The sequence below is a fragment of the Pseudomonas botevensis genome (assembly GCF_019145475.1).
Classification (GTDB): domain Bacteria; phylum Pseudomonadota; class Gammaproteobacteria; order Pseudomonadales; family Pseudomonadaceae; genus Aquipseudomonas; species Aquipseudomonas botevensis.
The window spans coordinates 125044-151759 of record NZ_JAHTKI010000005.1 but is presented as its reverse complement, the minus strand read 5'-3'; the positions used below and the strand labels follow the sequence as shown (position 1 = coordinate 151759).

Here is a 26716-nt window from a genome sequence, read left to right as displayed (position 1 = left end):
AAAGCAGCTTTTCCTGAAGCTGCCTCTCAAACTTAGGCGATGGATGGAGCCTGTCAAAAATGCGTTCGTTACCGAATGTGAAACAATCAGGGTTCGAGACGGCGTTGCTGGTAGATCCAGTCGACGATTTCACCGTCCGGCGTATAGCCGCTGACGGTCTCACGCAACAATTGGCGAACCCGGGAATAATCATCGCGCTCGACGGCGCCCAGCAGCTCGCTCAAGCGGCCCTTCAACACATCCCAAGGCAAGTGATCTTCATTGGCCGTCATGATCATCGGGTGCGGTGTGGCCGCCACGTTATCGCCGATCAGCAGCTCTTCGTAGAGCTTCTCCCCCGGTCGAAGCCCGGTGAACTCAATAGAGATGTCGCCCTGGGGATTGCGCTCGGAGCGAATGCTCAAACCGGAGAGATGGATCATTTTCTCTGCGAGTTCAACGATTCTGACCGGTTCGCCCATGTCCAGAACAAACACGTCACCGCCCTGCCCCATTGAGCCGGCCTGAATGACCAGTTGCGCCGCTTCCGGAATTGTCATGAAGTAGCGAGTGATCTTCGGGTGCGTGACCGTCAGCGGACCACCAGACTTGATCTGGCTGTGGAACAGCGGAATCACCGACCCGGACGACCCCAGGACATTGCCGAAACGCACCATGGTGAAGCGGGTTTTGTTGACGCGGGAAACGTTGCTCTTGTCGCCGAACAGCACAGGGGCGACCTCGCGGCTAAGTGCCTGAAGCGTCAGCTCGGCCAGGCGCTTGGTACTCCCCATGATGTTAGTGGGCCGTACCGCCTTGTCGGTGGAGATCAAGACAAAGTTCGATACACCCGACTGCAGGGCCGCCTGGGCGGTGTTGAGCGTTCCGATCACGTTATTCAACACGCCTTCGGCAATGTTGTGCTCGACCATCGGCACATGCTTGTAGGCTGCCGCGTGATAGACCGTGTCCACTTTCCAGGTTTTCATCACGTCGAGCAGTTTGTCCTGATGGCGGACAGATCCGAGAATCGGCAACAGATTGACCGAGCTCGACTTCCGGCTGGCACGTTGCTCCAGCTCGGACAAAATACTGTAGAGATTGAACTCACTGTGTTCGAACAGCAAAAGCGTCGTGGGACCCAGTGAAAAGATCTGTCGGCACAGCTCCGAACCGATCGAGCCGCCCGCCCCTGTGACCATGACGGTCTTGCCTTTGATGCAACGCTCCAACAAATCGGCTTGAGCGGGCACCGCGTCACGCCCGAGCAAGTCGGCAATATCCACTTCCTGGATATCTTCGACCCGGACCCGGCCACTGGCCAGATCAGTGAAATTGGGTACGCTGCGTACGTGCAGCGGAAAACCTTCCAGGAGATTGAGAATTTCGCGCCGTCTGGCCCGCGTGGAGGACGGCAGCGCCAGGAGTATTTCCTGAGCACCCGTGACATCGATCATCTGCTGGATGTGCTTGGGCTTGTAAACCTGGAGCCCGGAGATCGAGCGATCCGAAATGCCCGGATCATCGTCGATGAACGCAACCGGACGCATCACACGCCCCATGCGCAGCGCCGCAACCAGTTGGTTACCCGCCACGCCAGCGCCGTAGACCGCCACTTTGGTCAAGCCATCATCGCGATTGGTGAACGGCATGTGCTGGGCCGCCGTGAACCAGTCACCCATGAAATACTGGCGCATGCACAGGCGCAACCCGCCAATGATCACCAGGCTCAACCACCAGTAATTGAAGATGATAGAGCGCGGCACGACGGTCTGATGGTTGCTGTACCAGTACACCACCACCGCCAGGATCAAGGCGGAAAGACTGACGGCCTTGACGATCGCAATCAGCGCATCGTTACCGAAGTACCGCATGACAGCCCGGTACATGCCAAAGCGGATGAACAGGGGAATGGCGATGACGGGCGCACTGACAAAGAGCCAGAGATGGACTTTGAGGGGGTTGTACATGTCGTCAATGCCCAGACGGACAATGAACGCCAGCCAAAGCGCAAACCACACCAGCAGCGTATCGGTAGCCACCTGAATGACCCGCTTGCGCCGCCGTGGAAGACCTAGCAAATAAGCCCTGACTTTATCCATAACCTCGTCCAACACTTGAGTACACTCCGCTCAACTGGGTACTTCGCCCGGCAAAGCTTTCAGGCACAGCAATCACTGTAAACCCAAATAGCCAAACTGTTGGTCACTTGTGTGACGAACTGCCTTCAAGCTGCCCTGCTCGAAATTTTACCGCCAGCAATATCAGTGGCACGTATGCCAGCGTCAATGCGCCAGCACCATCCATTTTGAAGTAAACAACGCAAACCGCGATTGGCAGTAACCAAAGCACATTAATCACCGCAACGGCTGAGGTAACCGGCAGATGCTTGCCAAAGTGGCGAGACGCAAATTGGTAGGCATGACTGCGATGCGCCTCGTAAATCCTGTCGCCACGTATCAGACGTCGCAGCAATGTGAAGGTCGCATCGACAATGAATACGCCCAGCAAAATCAACCATGCCCACAGCAAGGCAGGATCGATCCAGGCGGCCTGCAGCGATAGCACGCCGAGGATGATCCCCAGAAATCCGCTGCCGGCATCCCCCATGAAGATCTTCGCCGGGGGAAAGTTCCAGCACAGGAAACCAGCGGCACAGACAGCCAGCAAAACAGGCGGCCAGACCAGTTCCGGCATACCGATTACCCAGTAGAGCAAACCGCCCCCCAAGCAAATCGTCACCGCCTCGACGCCGGCGATTCCGTCGATGCCATCCATGAAGTTATACAGATTGAGCATCCAGACCAGATAAATCACCGCCAGCAGATGTCCCAGCCAGCCCATCTGCAGGGTGACACCGAAGATTGCCAAGGGTGGCAACCCGCCGATCCAGAAAACACCCCAGGCCGCCGCAAAAAAATGCGCCAGCAGGCGCCAGCGCGCAGCGACGTGGCCATGGTCATCCAAAAATCCGATCAGCGCTGTAATGCCCCCAGCGCCCAGCAATGCAATCGATGCCGCCGGTGCCATCAGTCCGGTGCAGAACAACACCACCACTGCGGCAAGGAACGTCACCACGATGGCGACACCGCCTCCACGTGGCGTCGGAACCGAATGGGAACTGCGCTGATTGGGGATATCCATCAGGCTGCGGGACAACGCATAGCCACGCAACAAAGCAGTGAGAGCGAACGAAAGCCCGGCAAGTACCGGGATGAGCCACCAATACGTCATGGTTATCGGGTTTCCAGAAATGGCTTGACGGTGGAATTCAGACCGCGCTTGAGACTGACGGGAGGCACCCAACCCAACAAGCGCTGATTCTTGCCGATATCCACCTGGAGCGAACCGAAGACCCGTTGCGCTACCGCGCCCTTGCCCAACAGCGCCGCTGCAGTCTTCATCAGCCCGACGGGCACCGGCAGCAACGTGACCGGTCTGTTCAGGGCACCGGCAATCTCGCGCAACAACTCGGCAGTCGAAACATCCTCGCCATCGCTGACCAGAAACGTCTCGTTCGCAGCACCGGGGTGATCGAGACACGTCACGATCAGGTCAATCAGGTTGTCCAGGTTCACCAGGCTGCGTCGGTTATCGACAGCACCGAAAGGCAATGGCACTCCGCGCTGCAGCCAGCGGATCATGCTGAGAAAGTTGGCTTTGACCCCTACCCCATACACCAGCACTGGCCGAATGATCACAACCTCCATCGCGGTAGTGGCCGCCAAATGCTTGAGCCCGATTTCGGCTTCGAGCTTGGAAATGCCGTAGGGATCGACAGGTGCCGGCACATCGTCAGCGGTAAAGGCGCAACCCGGCTGCGTGCCCTCGCCATTGACCTTGATCGAACTGATGAAGATAAAGCGTTTGGCGCCGGAACTCGCAGCCTGCCGAGCCAGACTCAACGTCGCATCGACGTTTATCCGGCGAAATTCCGCAAGCGGATCAGCGGCAGACTCGTCCATGACATGCACCCGCGCAGCGGCGTGTACGACTACGTCGACGCCGACCAGAGCCGGCCGCCAGTCTGTCTCGGCGGACAAACCCTCGAACCCGAATCGACGGATGGATTGAGGAAGATCGGGACATTCCCGTCGCAGCGCGGCGACCAACGAATGGTTTCCAGAACGAGCCAGATGCGCCAGCAAAGCCGCTCCGAGAAATCCCGACCCACCGGTAACCAGAATGGTTTCAACACTCATTGAATGCGCTCTGCAAACAAACGAAAAACGCTTGATGCTTCATAAGCCAGCTAATCCAGGACAATACTGAGTCACTCCATATCACCGGCTCGAACGATCAATGTCGCCACCGGGCGAGGATTGTTACATTACAGAAATGAAATGCAACAATCCCTGAACCGACAATGCACGAAAGACTCAATCGCTGATTTTGACAGCAATCCGCTTGGCCAGATCTCTTGCATAGACCCTCAGCTCCGGAACCGCTGTAGCCTCCCAGAATTGCGCCTTGAGCATGGGGCCAACATAACTCAGCCAGGTTGATGCCACGCCTTGAGCATTCAGCGCCGCCAGCGAATCATCGACACAGACTCCAAGACCGAGGCTATCGAGCCGGATCAATCCCGCCTCTCGCAGCTGCACGATCAACCGATCCTCCACCCTCGCGAGGTTGGAATTGGGTCCGGTGCAATTGATGATGTGAGAAACCTCTACGGATTCGACCGAGTCACAGCCTCGTTTAGCAATCTGGATCCGCAACGCCTCGGTAACCGGCTCAATGCTGCGGATTCGCCCAGCCATGGGACGGAGCCTGCCTTGCGCGATCTGCTCGCTGAATGCGGCATACGACGCCGGAGCCACTCTGTGACGATGGGCATCCCAATACACTTGCAGGTGACGCAGGAAACGTCTCCGCTCCTTTTCGCTCAGACGTCCCCACAATTGCGCGGTGATCGGACGCAATGCACCGACGATGTCACGCCAGTCGATATCGTCCCGCGCAGCCGTTCCGGCCAGCAAACGCATTTCGCGCAGATAACTCAAGACATCGGGCTTGCAGGACAGCAGTCGCTCCGCGACATCCCCGGAAACAGTTTTCACATGTCGTGAGGCACGATGTGGCAGCGGCTGAACACCGCGCCGCGAAAGCATGTAGACCGGCCCGCGATGACCTTGCTGATCGAGCGTCAACGCAACGTCCAGGGCGGTCAAACCGGCGCCCAGTAATAGAACTGGCGCCTGCGGATCAATCGGCACTTCGATCGCCCCTGACCATGGATCGGCCAGGTATCGGCCCTCGGCTTGGGCCACAGCGGTGATGGGAGGATTGAAAGGTGAAAAATTTCCAAACGCGAGAATCACGTGATCCGCGATCAACTCCCGACCATCTGCCAGTTGTACCGAAGCCTTGTCATCTCGTGGCTCTAGCGTGTGCGCCTCGGCGGTGACTCGTTCGAAACTGACTCCGGCCCTGCAATTGTGCTCGGCATCCGCCAGCAAGCCTGACAGATACTCGCCGTACAGTTTGCGCGGCACAAAAGAAGCGGCCGACGTACCCGGCAGCCGATTTTCACAGAATCGCAGGAAATGATCCGGCTGATCGACCAGCGCAGACATATTGCCAGCCGGAACGTTCAGCAGATGCCTGGAACTGCTGGTTCCATAGGCCAGGCCGCGCGCCATCTCACCGGAACGATTGAGCAGCACCACATGAGTTCCGGGTTCGCAAACCTGCAGGAATTGAATCGCGGTGACCGCTCCACTGAAACCGGCACCGATGATCACCAGGGTTTTCAAGGCTCAATCCGCCCAACCAGATATTGCATGATCTTGGCGACAGCGTTGGGCACATCATCTTCCAAGGTATCAATACAAATATCTGGATTGACTGGTGGCTCATAGAGCGAATCAATGCCAGTGAAGTTTTTCAGGGCTCCCGAACGGGCCTTCTTGTAGAGGCCCTTCGGATCACGGCTCTCACATTCGGGCAGCGGCGTGCTGATGTAGACCTCGACAAAGAATGCATCGCCAATCACCTCGCGGGCCAATGCCCGGTCACGCTGAAACGGCGATATGAACGCAGTCACCACAATCAGACCGGCGTCCACGAACAACTTGGCAACTTCGGCGATCCGGCGGATATTTTCCGTCCGGTCATCATCACTGAAACCCAGATCGCGACACAGTCCGAGGCGCATATTGTCCCCGTCCAACAAGTAGGTGTGACGATGATGCTCAACTAACGCCTGCTCCAGGGCATTGGCAATAGTCGACTTGCCAGCACCACTGAGTCCTGTAAACCACAACACCGCAGGTCGCTGTTGCTTGATCGCACTGCGCTGGCTCCGGTCAATGACCATTTGATGAGCCACAAGATTTTCAGCCATCGTAACTACACCGCTGTTATATGCACATTGACTTAAGTTCGGATTTCAACTCTGACGAACTACTGCAATTCAGCCCTGTTGAAATCCAAGTCCAAAATTAAGCGTGAAGAATAGACCCGACCACTGCCCACGCCAAGTAAAACCGGCGACAGCCAGTCAACAGCAGATTTTTCTTACATGGATGTACGCCATGCCTGAAGCAATTCATCCACATAAACTGAAACAGACTTCGGAGGCCGCGAGTTTAAAGCAAGGTTTTCAAGCAATCCGCGCTCCTCCAAGAGGCGTTTCAAAATATTTACAAGTCCGCCAACACTGCCCGGTTCGAATAATAGTCCGTCCCTACCCTCAGCCACCGCTTCGGCAATGCCGGGCACATCAGAGGCAATGACCGGGCAACCTGCTGCCTGGGCCGAATAAACGACAAGTGGGGTATTTTCATTCCAGACCGAAGGCACGACCAGAGCATCCATGCCTCCCAGCACCTCGAATATCTCTTCGTTACGGAATGTACCGCAAAAGGCTACCGCCTCATTGCCTTCGGCCAATTGATGCAGCTCAGCCACATACTCCGGGAAATCCGTTTGCTTGCCATAAATCCTGAGGCATACCTCTTGCGCAGAAAACTGCTGCATGGCTTTCAACAGCACGTGACAACCCTTGTGCGAAGCGAGCGTACCGATGAAACCCAATATCAATGGGCTACTGTCCGATGCTCTGTCGCGAGCCACGACGGGGTGATCCAGGTTGATGCCATAGGGCGATTTGATCACGATGTCCGACTGGACACCGTGACGCAACAACAACGCCTCGATCATGTTGTTGGGCGCAAAGATGCCTTGTAGCTGATTCAGACGGTGAATATTCTTTTCAAGGCGCCCCTCCAGAGCGCGCACCTCAGCAATAAAAGAGGCACTCGGCATCCGTGGAGAACGCGCAATACGGACCAACGCATCGCTGATACCATCGGGTAGCGCGGTGACCACCTTCCCGACCTGTGGCCCGATAAGATTGGCAGCGAAATGCACCACGCAATTACCCGCGTCGGGACTCGGACCGGAACAGGCGCGACCACCGCACCGAAGCAGTTGCCCGGTCGGACAGATACTCCAGAAATCAGTCGGGGTATAGAAGGCTGGAATGCGTGCAGCCACAGCCTTTTCGATCAGGCCGGTGCCGAGGCGATTGAGATGGAAGAAGTGAACGACATCGGGCTTGAACTCACCCAGCAAGCGCTCGAAGAAATTCGCCGCCAGATGATTGTCGTAACCGATTTCAATTTTCGAAGTTTGATCGCCCATTTCTGTATAGGCGTGAAGGAAGCGGTCGACCAGAATGCCATCGTAATGGTACTGATCAAACCGCTCGCCATCCGTGAGCATCTCGGTTGCCGGGTAGCCAGTGAAGACTCGCACTTCATGCCCCAAGGCAATCAATGTCCTGGCCACAGACAACGTCAGAACTTCAGTGCCTGCGGAAAACTCCGGGAAAAACTGGTGAACCGTGAGAAGTATTTTCATAGGCGGTGGCAACCAGCATCCGGGCAAGACTGGTGACAACTCACCGAACCGACCTCACTTTCGCACTTCTTGCTGCTTTGCCCACTCAAAGGTTCTGAAAATACCCTCTTTCATGGAGACCTTGGGCGCCCAGCCCAACTCCTCACGCGCCAGGTCATTGCTCAATACGCTGACAGGCACATCAAAGGAACGACCCGGCTTGTAGTTCCTGGCCACGGCTTCACCGTTGACCTCTTCAATCATCGACATAAGGCTATTCAGACTGGTACCAACGCCCGAACTGATATTGAAGACACTGGTTTGACCCGAATAGGTCACAGCCTTGGCAAAGGCTTCGGCCACATCGCTCACATGGAGGAAGTCACGCTCAACACTGCCATCACCCCACACCTCGATAGGCAACCCTTTCAATACGTTGTGGATGAACACACCCACCGCACCTTGCGCGGTTTCAACGCGCTGGCGTTCGCCGTAAGGGTTGGCAACCCGGAGGACAACAGGTTTGATGCCGTACAGGTGACCGTACATCTGCAGATACTTCTCAATGGCCAACTTGGTAATGCCATAGGAAACTTCTGGGTCGGTTGGATGTTTTTCATCAATCGGAAGATATTTCGGAGCACCATAAACCGTGCCACCGGAAGAAATGAATACTATCTTCTCGACTTTGTGCGCGACCATTGCATTAAGCAACTGCAAACTTGCAACCACGTTGCTCTGCACATCGTAAACCGGATCTTCATTGGAGCTTTTCGGCAGAGTGGTCGAGACCAAATGCATAACAACATCTGCGCCTTCAACCGCTCGATTGATATCACTGGTCGACGACAGATCACCTGTCATCCATTCGACACATTCATGAGGTAAAAACTTGCGATACTCGCCTACTCGCGGACGCTCAAAAACACGAATCGAATGTCCATCCAGCAACAACCGGTCAACGATGGTAGATCCGATAAAACCGCCGCCACCAAATACTGTAATTTTCATAAAAACTCTCGACTAACATCGAAGCTATGGCTATAAAATTGACGTTAATCAGTCAATAAAAAAGACAAAAAAAGTAACACAAAACCCACAAAGCGTCAAGAAACCAGCGCTCTCAGTTTTTGTGCAACTTTATTTATCAGCGGCTTTTCAAGGAAATATTTAACCATCTGATATTGACGAACTTGCGCCAGCAACAAGCGCAAAACTCCACGATTGATCGGTACTTCAGTCTGCGCTTCGTTTGTCAGGCAGTGCGTCGAATAAAGATAATCCAGATATGAAGTGACGCGACGATTCTCAAGTGCTGTCGTTGCCAACTCCCTGGCCAGCCCGGCAGGCAAGAATGGCTGAGCTGACTGCGCTCGACTGGCCTGAGCCTCATCCAGAATCTGCAGCCACTGACGGTTGGTTGCGGCCGCCGTGTAGTGAGCCTCGATCAGTTGCTTGCAGGCTTGAGCTTTCAGCTTGCGCATCGACGTATCCGCCGCCAGCCCCTGCAGCACTTCGACATAACGACTGACCTCATTCTCGCCATGGGGAATCAGGTAGCCGGTTTGCTCACCTACAAGCTCATCCTGCCCGCCAACATCCGCCACGACCGGCACAACCCCGGCAGCCATGGACTCCAGCAGCGCCACCGAAATCCCTTCGTACTCCGAAGGCATCAGCAACACGTCGGAGATCGCCAGCAACGAGAGCCATTCAGCATGCGGTTTTGCCCCCACGACGTGGACATCGCCCCCCAAATCGTATTGCTTGATCAAACCTTCGAAGGCCGGACGCAACTCGCCCTCGCCAATGATCAGCGCATTGAAGCGAACCCCGGCCTGCTTCAATGCGTGAAGAATTTCGGCCAGCTTCAGCGGGCGTTTCTGATTACACATGCGCCCCGCAAAGATGATGGTCAGCGAATGCTCGTCCAGACCAAAACTGCGCAACGTTGCCACCCGATCAGCATCGGAAAGCGTGACCGGATGCGATTTGATCCCGGTATACATCACACGGATCTTCCCGGAATCAGCATTGCGCTGGGCCATCCACTCGGACAAATGGCGCGTACTGACCACGTTCATATCGAGGGCATCCTGATAACCCACGCCGAATCGCGGGTGCCCACCGTTGAGCCAGTGCATCTCCTCGGTATGAGACAAGTCCAGGAACGCCGTATCGGGTGCCGCAGTCCGCAGATAGGGGAGAAGCTGATAACCCAGCGTACTGCCGGTGATCAGAACGGTATCGATGCGCCGGGAAGCAATCAGATACAAAATGAAGCGCGGAAAATCAGAGAGCGACAGAAAATTCGGAAGAATGAAAATATCCGAAGTCAGCTCGGCAAACCTGTCCTGCCAGCGGTGATCGGCCTCAAGCGTGGCACACACGGTCACATCGGCCCCGCCGGCGACAAGCCCCTGAATCAGATCGATGTTGACCCGATCGGCACCGCCCTCAACCATCCACGGCAACAGGAACATCACCCTCCTGCCGCGAACGTTCGGTTTCAGCGGATTATCGAAGGCAACCCCTTCGGGCAGAGTTTCGTAAGCGGATGGGTAACGGCGTTGAGGATTGGGAACAGGCTTGAGTGGCATCAAGGCCTGAACCTCAAGGCCTGGTCGCCCGATCACCGTGCCGCAAGTCTGCAAGAACTCGGGAATAGTGAAACCCCAATGACCTGCATCCGCCAGACGCGACAACATCGAAACCGGTTCCCGACCGTCAGACAGGAACACCACGTCTTCGCAAGCCTGGACAATGGCCGACTTGCGAACGACGATGCCCCGAGCCTTCGCGTGAGGGTTATCGAGATAGTACTTGCCTTCACTCAAGTTCTGCCGGATCGAGCCTCCGCCCTCTCCGCCAACCACACCGAAGGAATTGCAAAAGGCAAACTCTGGGTTTGATTCAAGAGACCAGAGCTCCTTTTCAATAAACGTCGGGTCGAATCGAATCTCCGCGTCGGCCAGAACGACATACTCCGGCCGCGCCCAGATGGCACTCGTAACCGCACATTCTGCGCGCTCAAGAATAACCACACGTTCATCACCAGCCACTTCAGCAACAAATGCCGCGCTCAGTTGCTGCTCCAGAGAACCGTCAAAACCGACTAACCACTTCCAGGCCTGGAATGTCTGCGCCAGCAATGACCGATAAACACCGGAAAGGTCGGTCTCCGGACCGTTCGAACAGCTAACAACAAGGACATGACCGCGCTGAACATTATTCAGAGTTTCTGTCTCTGCTTCGTATCTATTCGTCATATCGCCAAGACCGGGAAAAGTGGTGACATCAAGGTGAGCGGAATTCGACATAGTATTAACTTACTTCCCTGCGTTGAAACGCTGAAGACCTTTCAAAAATCCCGACATTGAGAAGCCATTGATATCGCGAAGCTTGAGGAATGGTTTTTCAACAAATGTATACGTCAAGTGTGCAAGCCCATACACACAGGCAATGAATATTGGATAAGCCAGCCACGGATTGTTGTAAACAACTTCATGCAGGCCATATCGGTTCAATACATTTATTACCAATATGAAGGCGAAAATATGGCCGAGATAGATCGAATAGGAGATCAGACTCGTATATTTCACAAACCGGTTGAGCAAACTCCAGCCCGACGCCCGCAAACTGAAAAACGCAGGAATAAGCGCCGCAAAAAATATGGCCGAGCAGGTGAAGAACAATGATTGCTCAAACTTGCTGCCCAACGTCCAGGGTAACCCCTGTCGAGTTAACACAATCAGAGCGGCAGCGAATGTCAATGGTACGTACCAGAACCTGGCGAGCCGCTCGAATGCGGGCCGATACCAAGTATAAACGTACGCCACCAACACACCGAACCCGATCGCGTCCAACCGGTAGAGAACGATATATCGGGCATCGTCATATCGAGCCGACTGAACAGGCAGTCCGATTCGAGCAAGGAATGGCACGACCATGAAGAGCACAATCACGATCATCGCCGCACGCTTGACGCCCGCCCCCAGTCCGATCATCAGCAGCATGACCAACGGGAAGGTGTAGTAGAACCACTCTTCAACCGCCAGACTCCAGGACAAGCGGTAGAAGTCGGTCATGTTCCATGCGAAGTTCTGCGCAAACACCAGATAGTGGAACTGCTGGACAAAAGTTGTGGCACCCGCCCAGTCGAATCGCAGCGATACAAAGAAGAAAAAGAAGTAAAGCGGTAGCGTCCGCATCCACCGCCGATACCAAAACTCGGTCAGCCCTCTGATCTTCTGTTCTCGCCAGTGGGCCGCCTCTTTAAGCAAGATCCTGCCAATGAGAAAACCACTCAGGCAGAAAAACAAGTCCACCCCGAACGTCGCCAGAAATGCCAGGCCAGCCAGAGCAGGATGGGGTGTCGAATGCCCGAGCATATGCCCGAATACCACCAGCAGGCAGGCCAGGGTTCGACAGACATCAAGACCGAAGGAGCGATTGTTATTCGCAGCGGCAAGGGGTGCTTGAAGATTATTCATCAAGGCTCACTTCTTTATTCCACAGAATGTCACAGCAATGTCCTTGCGGAGTTCGGAACTGACCGATGGCGATGCGGGTAATGGCAACCGGTGCAAATTCCACTCGGTACTGACAGTGAGCGGCGCCAGCCTGGCCTTGGGTTACGACAGGTTTCAATGCCTTGAGGTTGAATTGCTGGTTTATGAAACCTTCAGCACCCGCTTTCGAAGTATCCGCTGGATATTGATGCAGGAAGAACTCATCCCCCAGCTTGTCGATGTCACATGCCTTGACTTCGAGCGTTATTCCGGAGGATGTTACTTCCACTCCCAATCCTTCCGGGAGTGCAACTGGCGCAACGACCGGCGCGGGTGCAGCAACGGACTTTCCTACACCCGTCCAACGGGCAAAAGACAAAACGCCGACCGCAATCAAGGCAAAGAACACAACACCAATCAATATCTTCAGGTCGACCTTCAATTGCAGCCTCTTCATTACAAAATGCATCGCACATAACAAAACCAGCGATTTGCCCGACCTTTTCGTAGCAAATCGCTGGTCCCGGCGAAGCTGTCAGTGCTCACCGGCTGTTCAGGCACATCAGTTGACTATAGAACCCCGAGCTTGCGCGCTACCTTACCGGCAAAGCGGCGCAGCGGGCTGCTGACGATCGGTGCTGGAGGCACCGGCGTCACGGCTGCCGGGTTGAAGAAGTCTTCCTGCCCGGTGAGTCGAATGAAATCGAGATAGTTGAACCCATGAATCGCTTCGATTTGCCCCTTCTCCTCGGCGTTGTTCATCAGCTGATAAAGCAACTCGACGCCAAACAGTCGGGTGCCCGGACAGCCGCCAATCTGGATGGCGAACATCGCTAACAGATAACCGCTATTGGCGCCCTGAGGAGTGACCCATCGCTCGCACTCCGGAAATGCCTCAAGAACATCTGCCAAAGGCATGCCGACATAGTGCTGCTTCTGCAAGTACCACTCCAGCCACATGCGCGCCCTTCTGTCCGGGCGATCACCGCTTTCATTGGATTGGTCAGAAAAAATCCGGTGCAGGGTCAACCGCTCCTGAACGACGTGGATATCGGCGATCTTGAGCAGACGGGTCCACATTTCAGCGTCATCGGTTTGCGCGTGTGCGGCTCGGTACAGGCCGGCTTGGTCAAAAGCGCTACGTCGAATCAGCGCACTTGGGTGGCACAGCTGGTTCTCGTTGAAGAACAGCGAACGCAACCATGCAGTCCTGGGCTTGTTCGGCTGATTGAACCACTCCACCACCAGTGGGCGATTATTCTCGTCGATGCACTGCACATGCGAAAACACCGCGCCTACGCCCGGATTGGCCTCCAGCACAGCGACCTGTTTTTCCAGCTTGTCGAGCTCCCAGGCATCATCCGAGTGGTGGATGGCAATGTACTCACCCGTACTTTGTGACTCGATAGCCCGGTTGATGTTGTAGATATACCGACGGGTGCGGTCATTTTGAATCTTTATGATTCGTGGATCGTTGTAGCTCTCGATGACCGCCCATGAACCATCCGGCGACACGTCATCAACGATGATCAGTTCCCAATCGGTAAATGTCTGATTGAGAACAGAATCGATCGCCTGCCCGATGTATTTCTCATGATTATAAGAAGTCAGTACAACCGAAACCTTTGCCACGTTACTCTCCTTTGCGCCCTTTCATGACGTGCCCGACTTTGCGCATTCGGTTTACGACTCCGGCTTCTACAAAGCGATACACCGCGAGGTAACGCCTGTGCTTAAGGGCAAAAGCCTCTTGCTCGGAAATCAATGACACAACTTTGATCTTTATGTTTTCGAGCTCGAATCTCGACTGCTCCAACTGAGCATTCGACTGCAACAGATCCGTATTTGATCGTGCAAGCTCGGAGTTGGAAAGTGCCAGCTCAGAATTCGACAGCGCCAACTCGTTGCTGGACTGCGCCAACTCGGTACTTGAATGAGCCAACTCCGCTTTCAAACGCGCCAGTTCGGAGTTTGACTGAGCCAAATCAGAATTTGACTGAGCCAGATCAGACCGTACCTGGGTCTTTTCGATGTTTGTCTGCACCAACTCAGCCTGAAGCTGCTCGAGCGCGGCCTCTTTACTGGACAAATCGGAGCGCAACTGAGTCCGCTCGGAATTGGCCTGCTCCAGCTCGGACTTCAGTTGATCACGCTCCGACTCCATGGCTCCCAAATCAGCCTGCAGCCTCAACCGCTCGGAGTCAGCCTGTACCAATTCGGACCTGAAGCGAGCAAGATTCGACTCGGCCACGGCCAGGTCAGAGGCCACCTGCAACCGTTCGGAATTCGATTTCGCCAATTGCGCATTCGACTGCGCCAACTCGGCGTTCGACTGCGCAAGTGCCGCATTGGACTCGGCCAGCCCGGCTTTCACGCGTTCCAGTTCGGCATGCACATCTTGTAGCTTCTGTACTTCGCCAGCACAAAACGCCTGGAGTGCTACCAGCTCGGACTCTTTCTCCTTGCAGACATCCATCCAGTTTTCACGTTGCTCGGCCAACCACTGCTTGTCCACGACCAACTGCGAAATCTGGTCGCCGAAATGCTTACGCATTTCGGCAATCCGCAAATGCCGGCCACGTAAAAGCTCGATGCCCTTCAATGCCAGAGTCAGATGCTCTTGCGAAAACGTCTCTTTGGCTGGCGGCAATTCGGTCGCGTAGCCATAGACCTCGAAATCCTTGGCATACAGCCGATCAATCAACTCCTTGGATCTAGGGCTGATGAACTCCGGCAGATACGGAATCAGACTCTCGTTCGCTCGTGAAGTCGTGAACGGATTGACGTACGCATCACCAAGATGAGCGCGCAGCGCTTCATTCAGCGCCGAGGTATCTTCAATCTTCGACACAGCGCTGTAAGGAAACAGTTCAGGCTTGAGCAGATCGTATTGCGGCGCCCAGTGCCAATCCTTGAAATCGTTGGCCTCGTAGGTATTCAAGTATTCCAGAAAGCTCTCGAATGCCGTGGCCACATCAAGCATCGTTTCAACCGGGCACTCTACAAAAGCCTGGCCGCGATAAGGCTCAATCTGAAACGGCTCGCGCAGCATAATCTTGGACTGCCAGGCAGAGAAAAGCCGCTTGTAAGGATTTCTGACCAGAGCGAAGCTGAAGTACCCGTCATCCCTGATCTGCTGCAATTGCTCCGGAGAACGCATGCACAGCTGCGGTGCCGCCGCGTGCAAAGAGTCGTGGATCACGAGCTCAGGATCGGTCTCGGAACTGGTTTTCAGTTGCCGAATGGCCTCGGCGACCCCTTCAAGTTCCGCGAACCACCATTTCAGCGATGTACAAGCCACCTTGGGCGTCGCTACATAGAACAATTTCCGCTCTTGCGAAACACAGCTATTCCACGTAAAAAAATCTAGCAAACGCTGGTCGTCACTGCTCGTCATTACCGTCCTCTCAGGCTTATTGTTTTTTCTTAAGAACGGCAACCTTGCCAACACTGATGCACTCTTCGTACGCCTGCGTCGCGAGCAACTCATTGATCAGAATACGAGGCCCCAGAACCGGGTCAGTGGCATCGTCAAAAGCAATGAATGCACCGTCTGCAACGTGCGGCAACCAGCATTCGAAATCGCGCTTCACACCCTCATAACTGTGATCGCCATCGATCCACAGGAAACCGACCGGCTCATTCCATTTCGGAACGATCATTTCGCTGCTCATGTTGATCAACGAGACGATTTCGCTACATTCGGTGATCAGCATGGTCTTGTAAAACTCAGTGCGATCCTTGGGCCCGAAGACGCCACCGAGTACGCCGATGAAAGGCTTGTGTGGGTCGACCGCATACACCGGAGCAGCATGCCCCGCCAACGAGCCACGTCCCAGGAAAACCGTGGAACGCCCACGATAGGAGCCCACTTCCACAATACAACCGGACGTCACCTGACCGGCCAAGGTGTAGAGAACCAACCCCTCCTCCAGGCTGATCATGCCGTCGGTGAGTTTATGGAAGGTGTGAATCTCCCTGAGTTGATCCGAAGGAATGGTTTCAGAGTAGTTCAAGTGCTGGCTCATTATTAGAGGCGTCCATATAACCGAAAGATGTTGCACCACGATCCGACACCAGCCGGAACATGACTGCATCCAGAATTCTGTGGCACAGGGTGGGTTCGCTTTCCGACCACACACCGCCGCCGACAAAGTATACGCCCGGCAGCATGACCATCTTGAAACCGAAGGTCACTTTGAATGAGCGGTCCGGGCCATCACACTCAAAGTACTTCCCCTCTTCCGGAAAGCGCTGACCCGTAATCACGACACCCGACACCGTCCGCATGTGAGTTGCGAAGAAAACCCGTGAGACAGACTCCTTCAGCTCCCCTGTCATGACAATGTCGTAATCGCCGCCGGCCTTGAGTACGTTGCAGCGCCGCCCTTGCTTGTCGAAGATCTCGAAAGCGTCGATACGTGCGCCTTGCTCCGGATAGACGGTCGTCGATTCTGGCACCATGCCAGCATCGAAATACTGGTCTTCCGGTGCTGCATCCTCAGCATCCTCGACCACCGCAGCCGTCCTGGCTTCAAGAGCGGGCGTCCCGTTGCCGATTTGTCGAAACTCTTCGATCAGGCGCGGCTGCTCATCGGCAGGTGCGTAGATCAGTTTTTGATAGGCTCGCACCACGTCCATTGGAGACCCGGTGCAGATACGCTCGCCGCGCTCCATCAGAATCGCCCGGTCGCAGAGTTCCACGACCTGAGGGCCGGAGTGTGAGACGAAGAGGATGGAAGTACCTTTTGCCTTCAACTCGTCGAGACGAGCGAAGCACTTGCGCTGAAAACGCTCGTCACCCACCGCCAGCGCTTCATCGACGATCAGGATATCGGGATCCACCATGGCCTGAACGGCAAACGCCAAACGCACGATCATGCCGCTGGAGTAGGTCTTCACCGGCTGATGAATGAATTCGCCAATGTCGGCGAAAGCCGCGATGTCGTCGTAACGCTCATCGACTTCGGCCCGGCTCAGCCCCAGGATCGCGGCGTTCATGTAGACGTTTTCATGCCCGGTGAACTCCGGATTGAATCCGGATCCCAACTCAAGCAGAGCACCAATGCGGCCCTTCGTCTGAACCTCGCCGGCACTCTGGTTCAACGTACCGCAAATGACCTGAAGCAGGGTCGACTTGCCGCTCCCGTTACGCCCGACAATACCAACAGTCTCGCCGCGCTTGATGTCGAAAGAGACATTCTTCAGCGCCCAGAATTCGTGGTAGTACTGCTTGCGCTGACCGGCAAACATTTGCGCAAGGCGGTCACGAGGTTTGTCATAGATGTGATAACACTTGCTGACATCCTGCAGCTTGATCGCGATTTCAGAGGACATCGGCGAACCCCTTTCTAGTCTTCTGGAACCAGGCAAAGCCCAGATAAGCTACCAATACACCGATGCAGGAATAGATCCCCAGCACCTGCCAATCCGGTTGTTGCCCGAAAAACAGAACGCTTCTGACGTTCTCGACGGCAACCGTCAACGGGTTCAATTGCAGCAGCCCCCGATACTCTTCGGGCACGGCTGTGGCGGGATAGAAAATAGGCGCAAGAAACATCAGTCCGCTGGTCGCAAGACCAATGAAATGTGCGACGTCCCGCATATAGACACCGAGCGAAGCCAATGCCCAGGAAAGACCGAGAATGATCAACACCAGCGGCGCAACGACCAGTGGCAGGTAAAGTGCTGTCACCGGCGGTACACCAAATACGATGAGGTAAGCGGCTACCCAGACGATCAGGCTGATCAGGGCATGAAACAGCGAAGCGCCCGCAACCACGCACGGCAGTATTTCCAACGGAAACACCACCTTCTTGACGTAATTGGCATTCGAGATAATCAGGTTCGGTGCGCGAGTGACGCACTCGGAAAACAGGTTGAACACGATCAATCCTGCAAACAGGATCAAGGCGAACTCCGGCTTGGAATCACCCGCACCTGCCCAGCGCGAATTGAAAATGAGACCGAAGACAAACGTATAAATCGAAAGCATCACGATCGGGTTGAAGAACGACCACAGGATGCCCATGAAAGAGCCCCGATAACGGCCAATGACCTCGCGTTTGATCAACGCCGCGATCAGCGCACGATTGCGCACGACACTGGTAAACATGACGACAGGCGAAGCTGAGAATTTCTGCATCAGCCAGCGACCTCGAAAAATTTCATAAATAAACTCCCTTGATACATGCTTGTTCAAACCCCTTTGAAAATCACAGCAACAACCAATCCCAGATTGCCCATAAGCGTCTGCCGGTAGACACCGGCGCGCCACATACCGAGCAATCGCCCCGGCAGACTTCGGTTGCGGGCCGCCTTGAACCGTCGCAGTACCTCAAGACTTGGCTCGGCCAGAAGATAATCCACGGAGTCCAGATTGCTGACGTTCTGATCGATCCAGCGACTCAGGCGACCTTGAAAAAGCTTTCGAATTCTTATCAAGGCCGACTTGAGTCCGGTATTGGCACCAATCGAATTGGCTTCATGTTGGCGATAGAAGAGATGCGGCGTCTCATCGAAAAAGAACGCACCACCCGCTCCTGTTACCAGCAAATAAGCCCACCAGTCATGGGCAACGATGCTCAGACGCGGATTCGCCCTCAACAGTTCACGCGCCGCACGGTTAAAGACCATCGTGTTCCCAGCCGCGACGTTCTGAACCAACGCATTGCAAAAGCTGAAAGAACGGCAGAAGCGAGGTGTAAGCCCCACTGTCACTCCCGCTTCGTCGACCAGAGTGGTACGTGACGCGTACAAAGCCGGGACATCTTTGGGAATCTGACGCAGCCAGGCCAATGCAGCACTGAGTTTGTCGGCAGACCAGACATCATCCTGATCTGACCAGGCATAAAAATCTGCGTCTATACTTTCCAGGCAGGTCACTGACATGAAATTACTGGCGAAACCCGCTTGGGGACCGGAAACAAGCGTTACTTTCCTGTCTCCCAGACGCGTCTGAAAGGTTCTGAGAATACTCAGTGTCGAGTCGGTCGACCCGTCATCGGAAACGAACAGGCGCCACTGCGTATGATTTTGCTGCTCAATGGACGCCAACTGCTCGGAAAGGAATCGCTCCCCGTTGTAAGAGCACATCAGTATCGCAACGGACTCCCCCGTTTCCGGCCTTTCAGCAGGGTCAGGGTCCAGATTGGAGTGCGCGGAATCCGCTGGTAAGGGGCTTGACACTTTATGCTCCACTGCAATTAAACGACGGCCGGGAAGCTTGAAGAATCCAGCGCTTCAGCCGTACCTGCTCCATTCGATCCCTCACGAAGCCGGTGATTATAAAGAACTTTTATCGCAGGTTGTTAGGCATCGACAGCCCCCTCAAACTCACAATGCCTGCCCACCAGTCGCTCAGGGCTTTCTTCCAACAACGGCGGTTACACAGCAAACAAAAAAGAACAGGAACTTGTCTCGTGGCCGACGACGACACTGTCCGCCCCGGATCGAAAGCCGCAACAGATCACGCCGTCGCAGCTTCAACCAACGCCTGACAAATGGCGCATCACCCACCCCAACAAGCAGTGCGATCGTCTGAACCTGCCTGAACCACCACCCCTCGTGAATGGTGACATAGCGCTGAAACAGCGACGAAAGCCCGGTATTGGCCCCCACCTGATTACTTTCGTGCTGCCGATAAAGCATGCTGGAATACGAATCGATGAACCAGTCGAAACCATGGCTGCGGGCAAACGCGTAGCAATACCAGTCATGCAGACTGACATCCTGCAGCCGCTCCCAATCATGGATAACCTCGTGACGCATCGCCTGGGCAAGCGCGCTGCTCAGCACATACGTACAACCGGGACCCGCCGCCTCGAACAAAAAGTCCCAATCGACCTGTGGCTGGCTCTTGTCCAACAGGATGGCTTTTCCATCCGGCCAAAATGCCGTGACATTGCTCGAATAGGCGTCAACACCCTTCAAAGCAATCGTTTGAGTGGCGCGCAACAGCTTGTCAGGATTCCAGATGTCATCTTGATCAGCGAAGGCCACCGCATCGTAACCCCGCAGGTCAACATCACGAATCAAACGGAAAAAGTTGCGCGCCGCCCCACCGAAACGACCAGCCGGCGGCAACAGACGCACACGGTCATTGACGGCAACGAGCGCCTCGCACCACGCTTCGGTACCGTCGCTGGACGGATCAATGCTGATATGGATAGTGACGTCGACTGACAACTGGCCAAGGATCGAGGCCACCTGCTCCTCGATCCACTGCATACCATTATAGGCAGCCAGCAAAACCGCAATCTTGGGACGTTTTACTGGCATGCCATTCCTGCTAGCAGCGGATGAACGCGACCGATTCGAAGCTTTCGAATCAGCGAGAAGTCGAGTCCAGCAACTTCTGCAGATACTGGCCGTAACCAGTTTTCTTCAGGGCCTGTGCCTGAGCGGCGAGTTGCTCGGCCGTGATCCAGCCGTTGTTATAGGCAATTTCTTCCAGGCAGGCCACTTTCAGACCCTGACGCTGCTCAATCGTGTGCACGAAGTGGCTAGCTTCCAGTAGAGAATCATGAGTACCGGTATCCAGCCAGGCGAAACCACGACCAAGCATCTCGACGCTCAGCGACTTCTGCTTGAGGTAGGCGCTGTTCACGTCAGTGATTTCCAGCTCACCACGCTCGGAAGGCTTGATGTTCTTGGCGATCTCGACAACCTGATTGTCATAGAAGTACAAGCCTGTCACGGCGTAGTTGGATTTCGGCTTCACTGGCTTCTCTTCGATGCTCAGGGCACGGCCAGTGGCGTCGAACTCGACAACACCGAAGCGCTCCGGATCGGAAACGTGGTAGCCGAACACAGTCGCGCCCTGCTGCTGCGAACTGGCGGAGCGCAAGTTGTCCGAGAAATGCTGACCGTAGAAAATGTTGTCACCCAGGATCAGACAGCAAGGATCCTTTCCGATGAACTCTTCGCCGATGATGAACGCTTGGGCCAGGCCGTCAGGGCTAGGTTGTTCGGCATAGGTGAGCTTGATGCCATAGACACTGCCGTCACCGAGCAACTTGCGAAAGCACGGAAGATCTTCCGGCGTGGAGATGATCAGGATTTCGCGCATGCCTGCAAGCATAAGTACCGACAGCGGATAAAAGATCATCGGCTTGTCGTAAATCGGCAGCATCTGCTTGGATACACCGAGTGTCAGCGGATGCAAACGGGTGCCCGAGCCACCTGCGAGGATGATGCCTTTACGATTTGTCGTGGTCATTTGTTCAGAACTTCCCTAAGCATTCGAGTTACACCACTTCGCCAATCCGGCAAGTGCAGAGAAAAATTGTCACGCAACTTCTGCGTATTCAGTCGTGAATTCAACGGGCGGCGCGCCGGAGTCGGGTATGCCGTCGCCTTGATCGGCTCAACGGAATCGACAACAAGCGACTCCCCATTGGCCCTGGCAAAATCCAGCACATGGCAAGCATAGCCGTACCATGACACCTCACCGCCAGCAGCCAGATGGTAGACGCCCGATAGCTGTGGTTCACGCAACGCCTGTTGCAATGCCAATGCGGTGACATCCGCAATCAGATCCGCGCCAGTCGGGGCCCCGATCTGATCGTCGATGACGCTGAGCGTCTGTCGCTCTTTTGCCAGGCGCAGCATGGTCTTGGCGAAGTTACTGCCGCGCGCGCCATAGACCCAACTGGTGCGAAAGAGCAGATACTTGCAGCCGGCGGCTTGCACAGCCTGCTCGCCCGCCAGTTTGCTTTCGCCATAGCGATTCAACGGTCGCGTCGCATCACCTTCCAGCCATGGAGCCTGCCCCTGACCGTCGAAGACATAATCGGTCGAGTAGTGAACCAGCCAGGCTCCCAGCTCATTAGCCTGCTCGGCCATCAACTGGACTGCCCCGGCATTGACCAAGTGAGCCAATTCCCCCTCAGACTCCGCCTTGTCGACCGCGTTGTAGGCTGCCGCATTGACGATCACGTCCGGCCTGACCTTGCGGATCGTATCGCGCAAGGCCGCAAGATCGGTCAAATCACCGGACAACCCATCAGCGCCATGACGATCCAGTGCGATCAATTCACCAAGCGGTCCGAGGGAGCGTTGCAGCTCCCAGCCTACCTGGCCGCTTTTTCCCAGAAGGAGGATCTTCATGCTCAGTTCGAGCGATCCGCATAGTTCTGATCGATCCACTGCTGATAGGCACCGCTCTTCACGTGAGCGACCCATTCGGTATTGTTCAGATACCACTCGACAGTTTTGCGGATACCGGTTTCGAAAGTCTCTTCCGGCGTCCAGCCCAGCTCGCGCTGGATCTTGCTTGCATCGATCGCATAACGCTGGTCGTGGCCCGGACGGTCCTGCACATAAGTGATCAGACTGGCGTGCGGGCGATGAGCGGAGTCCGGACGCAATTCATCAAGCAGCGCACACAGGGTGTTTACGACTTCGATGTTTTGTTTTTCGTTGTGGCCGCCGATGTTGTAAGTCTCACCGATTACACCCTCGGTAACGACTTTGTACAACGCACGAGCGTGATCTTCGACATACAGCCAGTCACGGACCTGATTGCCTTTGCCATAAACCGGCAGCGGCTTGCCTTCCAGCGCGTTGAGAATGATCAGCGGGATCAACTTCTCGGGGAAGTGGCATGGGCCATAGTTGTTGGAGCAGTTGGTGACCAGAGTCGGCAGGCCATAAGTACGCGCCCACGCACGAACCAGGTGGTCGGAACTTGCCTTGCTGGCAGAGTACGGGGAGCTCGGCTGATACGGCGTGGTTTCAGTGAAGAGATCTTCAGGACCTTCAAGATCGCCATACACTTCATCGGTCGAAATGTGGTGGAAGCGGAAGTTGGCTTTGCGCGTGTCATCCAGCGCAACCCAATATTGACGCGCAGCTTCCAGCAAAGTGTAGGTGCCGATGATGTTGGTCTGGATGAACTCGGACGGGCCGGAAATCGAGCGGTCAACATGGGATTCGGCAGCCAGGTGCATGATCGCATCAGGCTGATGTTCACGCAGAACGCGATCAATCTGGTCACGATCACAAATATCCACGCGCTCAAACGAATAACGGGAGTTCTGACTGACTTCCGCCAACGACTCCAGGTTACCGGCGTAAGTCAGCTTATCGACGTTAACGACAGAGTCGGAAGTGTTGGAGATGATATGACGGATGACTGCCGAGCCGATAAACCCGGCGCCGCCGGTAACTAGAATTTTCACGCGAAACCATACCCTTGAGCTGCGGACAGCGCCCCCAACGAGCGCTATCTAATCCATGAATGCAAAAGCCATCGGACACGAGGCTTCTGTCAAAGTCAGACTGCATCGACGTGGGATTACGCCACTATCGAACAAGGGATGCATTTTACAGCTTAATGAACGTTTTACTAATGGATATAGACGGGTAGCGACGCAATTCGACAGATATCCCGCGCCTGTCGCTTTCAGACAAGGCGCTTGCGAGCAGTTTTGGACAAGCGTCCAAGAAACCACCCCAGAATCGGACCGAGCAACATCCCTACAAGCAACGCCAACACCATGACCAACGAGACTGGAAGTTGCGGACCCGTCCAGCCAAGAAACATCAACGAAATTGATTGCTGGTTTTCAAGAACAAATGCCAGGACCACCAACACCAGCAAAAGAATGAAAACACCAAGAAGTATGCGCCTGAAGTTACGCATGAGTAACTCCTTGAAGGATCACGACTGTCAAACCCCCTCCTCCTCTTCCTCGTTCACCCGATCTCGCAACTCCTTACCCGGCTTGAAGTGCGGAACGAACTTGCCATCAAGGCTTACAGACTGACCGGTCTTTGGATTGCGCCCTACGCGCGGTGCACGATAGTGCAGGGAGAAGCTGCCAAAACCACGGATCTCGATGCGATCTCCAGTAGCCAGACATTGGGACATTTGCTCAAGCATGGTCTTGATGGCCAACTCCACATCCTTGGATGAGAGTAGCCCTTGATGGGTGACAATTCGTTCGATCAACTCCGACTTCGTCATATTTTTCCCTTCTTTTTCAAGCAGCTAGATCAGCGCTTGAAAGGTTTTAGCATGCCCGGAGGATTTTGAACAGCCCAGGGGTTGACATATCTTTCGCCGCATCGAAACACCCATTTTCAGGACAGTTAATCGCCAAGCCTGATCACGCTCAACGACACATCACCAGCATGGTACGAGTCACGAAGCCTGCAGGATTGAAGCCGAACGGAAACTCATCCTCCTCCTTGGCATCATCGGATCGAGTAATCACCTTGTAGCCTGCCCCCTTACACTCCTTCGCCGCGCGCTTTTGGCACCTGTCCCACCCCGAACCCAAACCCGAGCAATCGATCTCAATACCACTGACCCCGCGCACCGCATGCGTTCTGGCGCTTGTGGTACAGCCCGCCAATATCAGCACAGCCATCAAGACAATGAGCTTGTTCATTCAATTCCTTATGCCAGGCAAGCAGCCCGACCACTGCGATCTTCAGACTAAGCCTAGTCGCAAATAGACCATTGATCCGCTCAAAGAAACAGACAACCGCGCCAGGTATTTGGTTTCACGGGAATTCTGCGCAGCAAATGAGCGCAACCACCAAATCGCAGGCACAAAAAAGGGCGACCGAAGTCGCCCTTTTTCATGATCAGACAGAACTCAGTTCTGTTTGGCCATTGCTTGACGCAGCAGTGCCGCCATAGTGGTGTCAGCTGCTTCGCCTTCCGGAGCTGCTTTCAGGCTCTGGATGGCGTCTTTCTCGTCAGCTTCGTCTTTCGACTTGATCGAGAGCTGGATTACGCGGCTCTTGCGATCAACGCTGATGATTTTGGCTTCAACTTCCTGACCTTCTTTCAGAACGTTGCGCGCGTCTTCAACGCGGTCACGGCTGATTTCGGAGGCTTTCAGGGTTGCTTCGATATCGTCAGCCAGAACGATGATGGCGCCTTTGGCGTCAACTTCTTTCACGGTGCCAGTAACGATTGCGCCCTTGTCGTTAACCGAGACGTACTCGGAGAACGGATCGCTTTCCAGTTGCTTGATGCCCAGAGAGATGCGCTCGCGCTCCGGGTCAACCGACAGGATAACGGTGTCCAGATCGTCGCCCTTCTTGTAACGACGCACGGCTTCTTCGCCGGTTTCGTTCCAGGAGATGTCGGACAGGTGAACCAGACCGTCGATGCCGCCGTCCAGACCAATGAAGATACCGAAATCGGTGATCGACTTGATGGTGCCGGAGATCTTGTCGCCCTTGTTGAACTGGCCAGAGAAGTCTTCCCATGGGTTCGACTTGCACTGCTTGATGCCCAGGGAGATGCGACGACGCTCTTCGTCGATGTCCAGAACCATGACTTCCACTTCGTCGCCGACTTGTACGACTTTCGAAGGGTGGATGTTCTTGTTGGTCCAGTCCATTTCCGAAACGTGCACCAGACCTTCAACGCCTTCTTCCAGCTCAGCGAAGCAGCCGTAGTCGGTCAGGTTGGTTACACGAGCGGTAACGCGAGTGCTTTCTGGGTAACGGGCTTTGATAGCAACCCATGGATCTTCGCCCAGTTGCTTCAGGCCCAGGGAAACACGATTGCGCTCGCGATCGTACTTCAGAACCTTGACGTCGATCTCGTCGCCAACATTGACGATCTCGGAAGGATGCTTGATGCGCTTCCAGGCCATGTCGGTGATGTGCAGCAGGCCGTCCACGCCACCCAGATCGACGAATGCGCCGTAATCGGTGAGGTTTTTGACGATACCTTTGACTTGCTGGCCTTCCTGCAGGGATTCCAGCAGAGCTTCACGCTCGGCGGAGTTCTCGGCTTCCAGGACGCTGCGACGGGAAACGACAACGTTGTTGCGCTTCTGGTCCAGCTTGATGACCTTGAATTCCAGCTCTTTGCCTTCCAGGTGCGTGGTGTCGCGCACTGGACGGACGTCAACCAGGGAACCTGGCAGGAACGCACGGATGCCGTTAACGTCGACAGTGAAGCCGCCTTTAACCTTACCGTTGATAACGCCCTTGACCACTTCCTCAGCTGCGAAGGCTGCTTCCAGAACGATCCAGCATTCAGCGCGCTTGGCTTTTTCACGGGACAGCTTGGTTTCACCGAAACCGTCTTCAACCGAGTCCAGAGCAACGTGAACTTCGTCACCGACGTTGATAGTCAGATCGCCAGCGTCGTTGTAGAACTGCTCAAGCGGGATGAGTGCTTCAGACTTCAGACCAGCGTGAACGGTTACCCAGCGAGCCTGGTAATCGATATCAACGATAACACCGGTGATGATGGAGCCTGCCTGAAGATTCAGGGTCTTTAGGCTTTCTTCAAAGAGTTCCGCAAAGCTTTCGCTCATTTTAATTCCTGTTGATTAGGGCGAAGAATACGCCCGTCTCCACATCCCAGACGATGCGGGTCAGTTTCAATTAAAGGAAGCCAC

The 26716-nt window shown here is 54.9% G+C and carries 24 protein-coding genes; all 24 read right to left on the bottom strand.

Annotated features, from left to right (window positions below):
* Positions 1–86: 86 nt before the first annotated feature.
* The 24 genes from KVQ74_RS09210 to rpsA all read right to left on the bottom strand — a co-directional run bounded on the left by KVQ74_RS09210 (position 87) and on the right by rpsA (position 26632).
* On the bottom strand, positions 87–2081 hold the full coding sequence (locus tag KVQ74_RS09210; RefSeq protein WP_217830758.1) for a polysaccharide biosynthesis protein: 1995 nt from the start codon (positions 2079–2081) through the stop codon (positions 87–89).
* 103 nt (positions 2082–2184) lie between these two features.
* Complete coding sequence (locus KVQ74_RS09205) at positions 2185–3213, bottom strand: MraY family glycosyltransferase (RefSeq protein WP_217830757.1); 1029 nt, start codon at positions 3211–3213, stop codon at positions 2185–2187.
* 2 nt (positions 3214–3215) lie between these two features.
* The gene (locus KVQ74_RS09200) at positions 3216–4181 is read right to left on the bottom strand and encodes a UDP-glucose 4-epimerase family protein (protein WP_217830756.1); all 966 of its coding nucleotides are present in this window, start codon (positions 4179–4181) and stop codon (positions 3216–3218) included.
* A 177-nt stretch (positions 4182–4358) separates the two neighbouring features.
* Positions 4359–5738, bottom strand: a complete 1380-nt coding sequence (locus tag KVQ74_RS09195; protein ID WP_217830755.1) for an FAD/NAD(P)-binding protein — start codon at positions 5736–5738, stop codon at positions 4359–4361.
* Positions 5735–6328 (bottom strand): adenylyl-sulfate kinase, encoded by a 594-nt coding sequence (gene cysC / locus KVQ74_RS09190; protein WP_217830754.1) that lies wholly within the window; start codon positions 6326–6328, stop codon positions 5735–5737. Before cysC ends, KVQ74_RS09195 begins: the two co-directional genes overlap by 4 nt.
* A gap of 173 nt (positions 6329–6501) precedes the next feature.
* Entirely contained in the window at positions 6502–7848 is a 1347-nt protein-coding gene (locus KVQ74_RS09185; RefSeq protein WP_217830753.1) for a glycosyltransferase, read from the bottom strand.
* 54 nt (positions 7849–7902) lie between these two features.
* Positions 7903–8838 carry an NAD-dependent epimerase/dehydratase family protein gene (locus tag KVQ74_RS09180; protein WP_217830752.1) on the bottom strand — a complete coding sequence of 312 codons (936 nt, stop codon included), beginning with the start codon at positions 8836–8838 and terminating at the stop codon, positions 7903–7905.
* Positions 8839–8933: 95 nt separating this feature from the next.
* Positions 8934–11147, bottom strand: coding sequence for a glycosyltransferase (locus tag KVQ74_RS09175; protein WP_225929921.1), 2214 nt, complete (start codon positions 11145–11147; stop codon positions 8934–8936).
* 9 nt (positions 11148–11156) lie between these two features.
* Positions 11157–12320, bottom strand: coding sequence for an acyltransferase family protein (locus KVQ74_RS09170; RefSeq protein WP_217830751.1), 1164 nt, complete (start codon positions 12318–12320; stop codon positions 11157–11159).
* Positions 12313–12780, bottom strand: a complete 468-nt coding sequence (locus tag KVQ74_RS09165; RefSeq protein ID WP_225929920.1) for a hypothetical protein — start codon at positions 12778–12780, stop codon at positions 12313–12315. Before KVQ74_RS09165 ends, KVQ74_RS09170 begins: the two co-directional genes overlap by 8 nt.
* Before the next feature lie 128 nt (positions 12781–12908).
* On the bottom strand, positions 12909–13970 hold the full coding sequence (locus KVQ74_RS09160; protein ID WP_217830750.1) for a glycosyltransferase family 2 protein: 1062 nt from the start codon (positions 13968–13970) through the stop codon (positions 12909–12911).
* A 1-nt stretch (position 13971) separates the two neighbouring features.
* A complete protein-coding gene (locus KVQ74_RS09155) occupies positions 13972–15735 on the bottom strand; it encodes a sulfotransferase family protein (RefSeq protein ID WP_217830749.1) in 1764 nt (587 codons plus the stop codon).
* Between the two features lie 16 nt (positions 15736–15751).
* On the bottom strand, positions 15752–16354 hold the full coding sequence (locus KVQ74_RS09150; RefSeq protein WP_217830748.1) for a class I SAM-dependent methyltransferase: 603 nt from the start codon (positions 16352–16354) through the stop codon (positions 15752–15754).
* Positions 16341–17675 carry an ABC transporter ATP-binding protein gene (locus KVQ74_RS09145; protein WP_217830747.1) on the bottom strand — a complete coding sequence of 445 codons (1335 nt, stop codon included), beginning with the start codon at positions 17673–17675 and terminating at the stop codon, positions 16341–16343. The genes KVQ74_RS09150 and KVQ74_RS09145 overlap by 14 nt, the downstream gene beginning before the upstream one ends.
* Positions 17665–18483 (bottom strand): ABC transporter permease, encoded by an 819-nt coding sequence (locus KVQ74_RS09140; protein WP_217830746.1) that lies wholly within the window; start codon positions 18481–18483, stop codon positions 17665–17667. Before KVQ74_RS09140 ends, KVQ74_RS09145 begins: the two co-directional genes overlap by 11 nt.
* A gap of 53 nt (positions 18484–18536) precedes the next feature.
* Positions 18537–19526: a glycosyltransferase family 2 protein gene (locus KVQ74_RS09135; protein WP_217830745.1), complete on the bottom strand. Its 990-nt coding sequence runs from the start codon at positions 19524–19526 to the stop codon at positions 18537–18539.
* Between the two features lie 171 nt (positions 19527–19697).
* A complete protein-coding gene (locus tag KVQ74_RS09130) occupies positions 19698–20618 on the bottom strand; it encodes a glycosyltransferase (protein ID WP_217830744.1) in 921 nt (306 codons plus the stop codon).
* A 49-nt stretch (positions 20619–20667) separates the two neighbouring features.
* Positions 20668–21558 carry a glucose-1-phosphate thymidylyltransferase RfbA gene (gene rfbA, locus KVQ74_RS09125; RefSeq protein ID WP_217830743.1) on the bottom strand — a complete coding sequence of 297 codons (891 nt, stop codon included), beginning with the start codon at positions 21556–21558 and terminating at the stop codon, positions 20668–20670.
* Positions 21555–22448: a dTDP-4-dehydrorhamnose reductase gene (rfbD, locus tag KVQ74_RS09120; RefSeq protein WP_217830742.1), complete on the bottom strand. Its 894-nt coding sequence runs from the start codon at positions 22446–22448 to the stop codon at positions 21555–21557. Before rfbD ends, rfbA begins: the two co-directional genes overlap by 4 nt.
* Before the next feature lie 2 nt (positions 22449–22450).
* Entirely contained in the window at positions 22451–23521 is a 1071-nt protein-coding gene (rfbB, locus tag KVQ74_RS09115; protein ID WP_217830741.1) for a dTDP-glucose 4,6-dehydratase, read from the bottom strand.
* 224 nt (positions 23522–23745) lie between these two features.
* Positions 23746–23985, bottom strand: a complete 240-nt coding sequence (locus tag KVQ74_RS09110) for a LapA family protein (protein WP_217830740.1) — start codon at positions 23983–23985, stop codon at positions 23746–23748.
* 27 nt (positions 23986–24012) lie between these two features.
* The gene (gene ihfB / locus KVQ74_RS09105) at positions 24013–24309 is read right to left on the bottom strand and encodes an integration host factor subunit beta (RefSeq protein ID WP_003189779.1); all 297 of its coding nucleotides are present in this window, start codon (positions 24307–24309) and stop codon (positions 24013–24015) included.
* 148 nt (positions 24310–24457) lie between these two features.
* A complete protein-coding gene (locus KVQ74_RS09100) occupies positions 24458–24736 on the bottom strand; it encodes a hypothetical protein (RefSeq protein WP_217830739.1) in 279 nt (92 codons plus the stop codon).
* A 210-nt stretch (positions 24737–24946) separates the two neighbouring features.
* Positions 24947–26632, bottom strand: a complete 1686-nt coding sequence (gene rpsA / locus KVQ74_RS09095) for a 30S ribosomal protein S1 (RefSeq protein ID WP_217830738.1) — start codon at positions 26630–26632, stop codon at positions 24947–24949.
* Positions 26633–26716 lie beyond the last annotated feature (84 nt).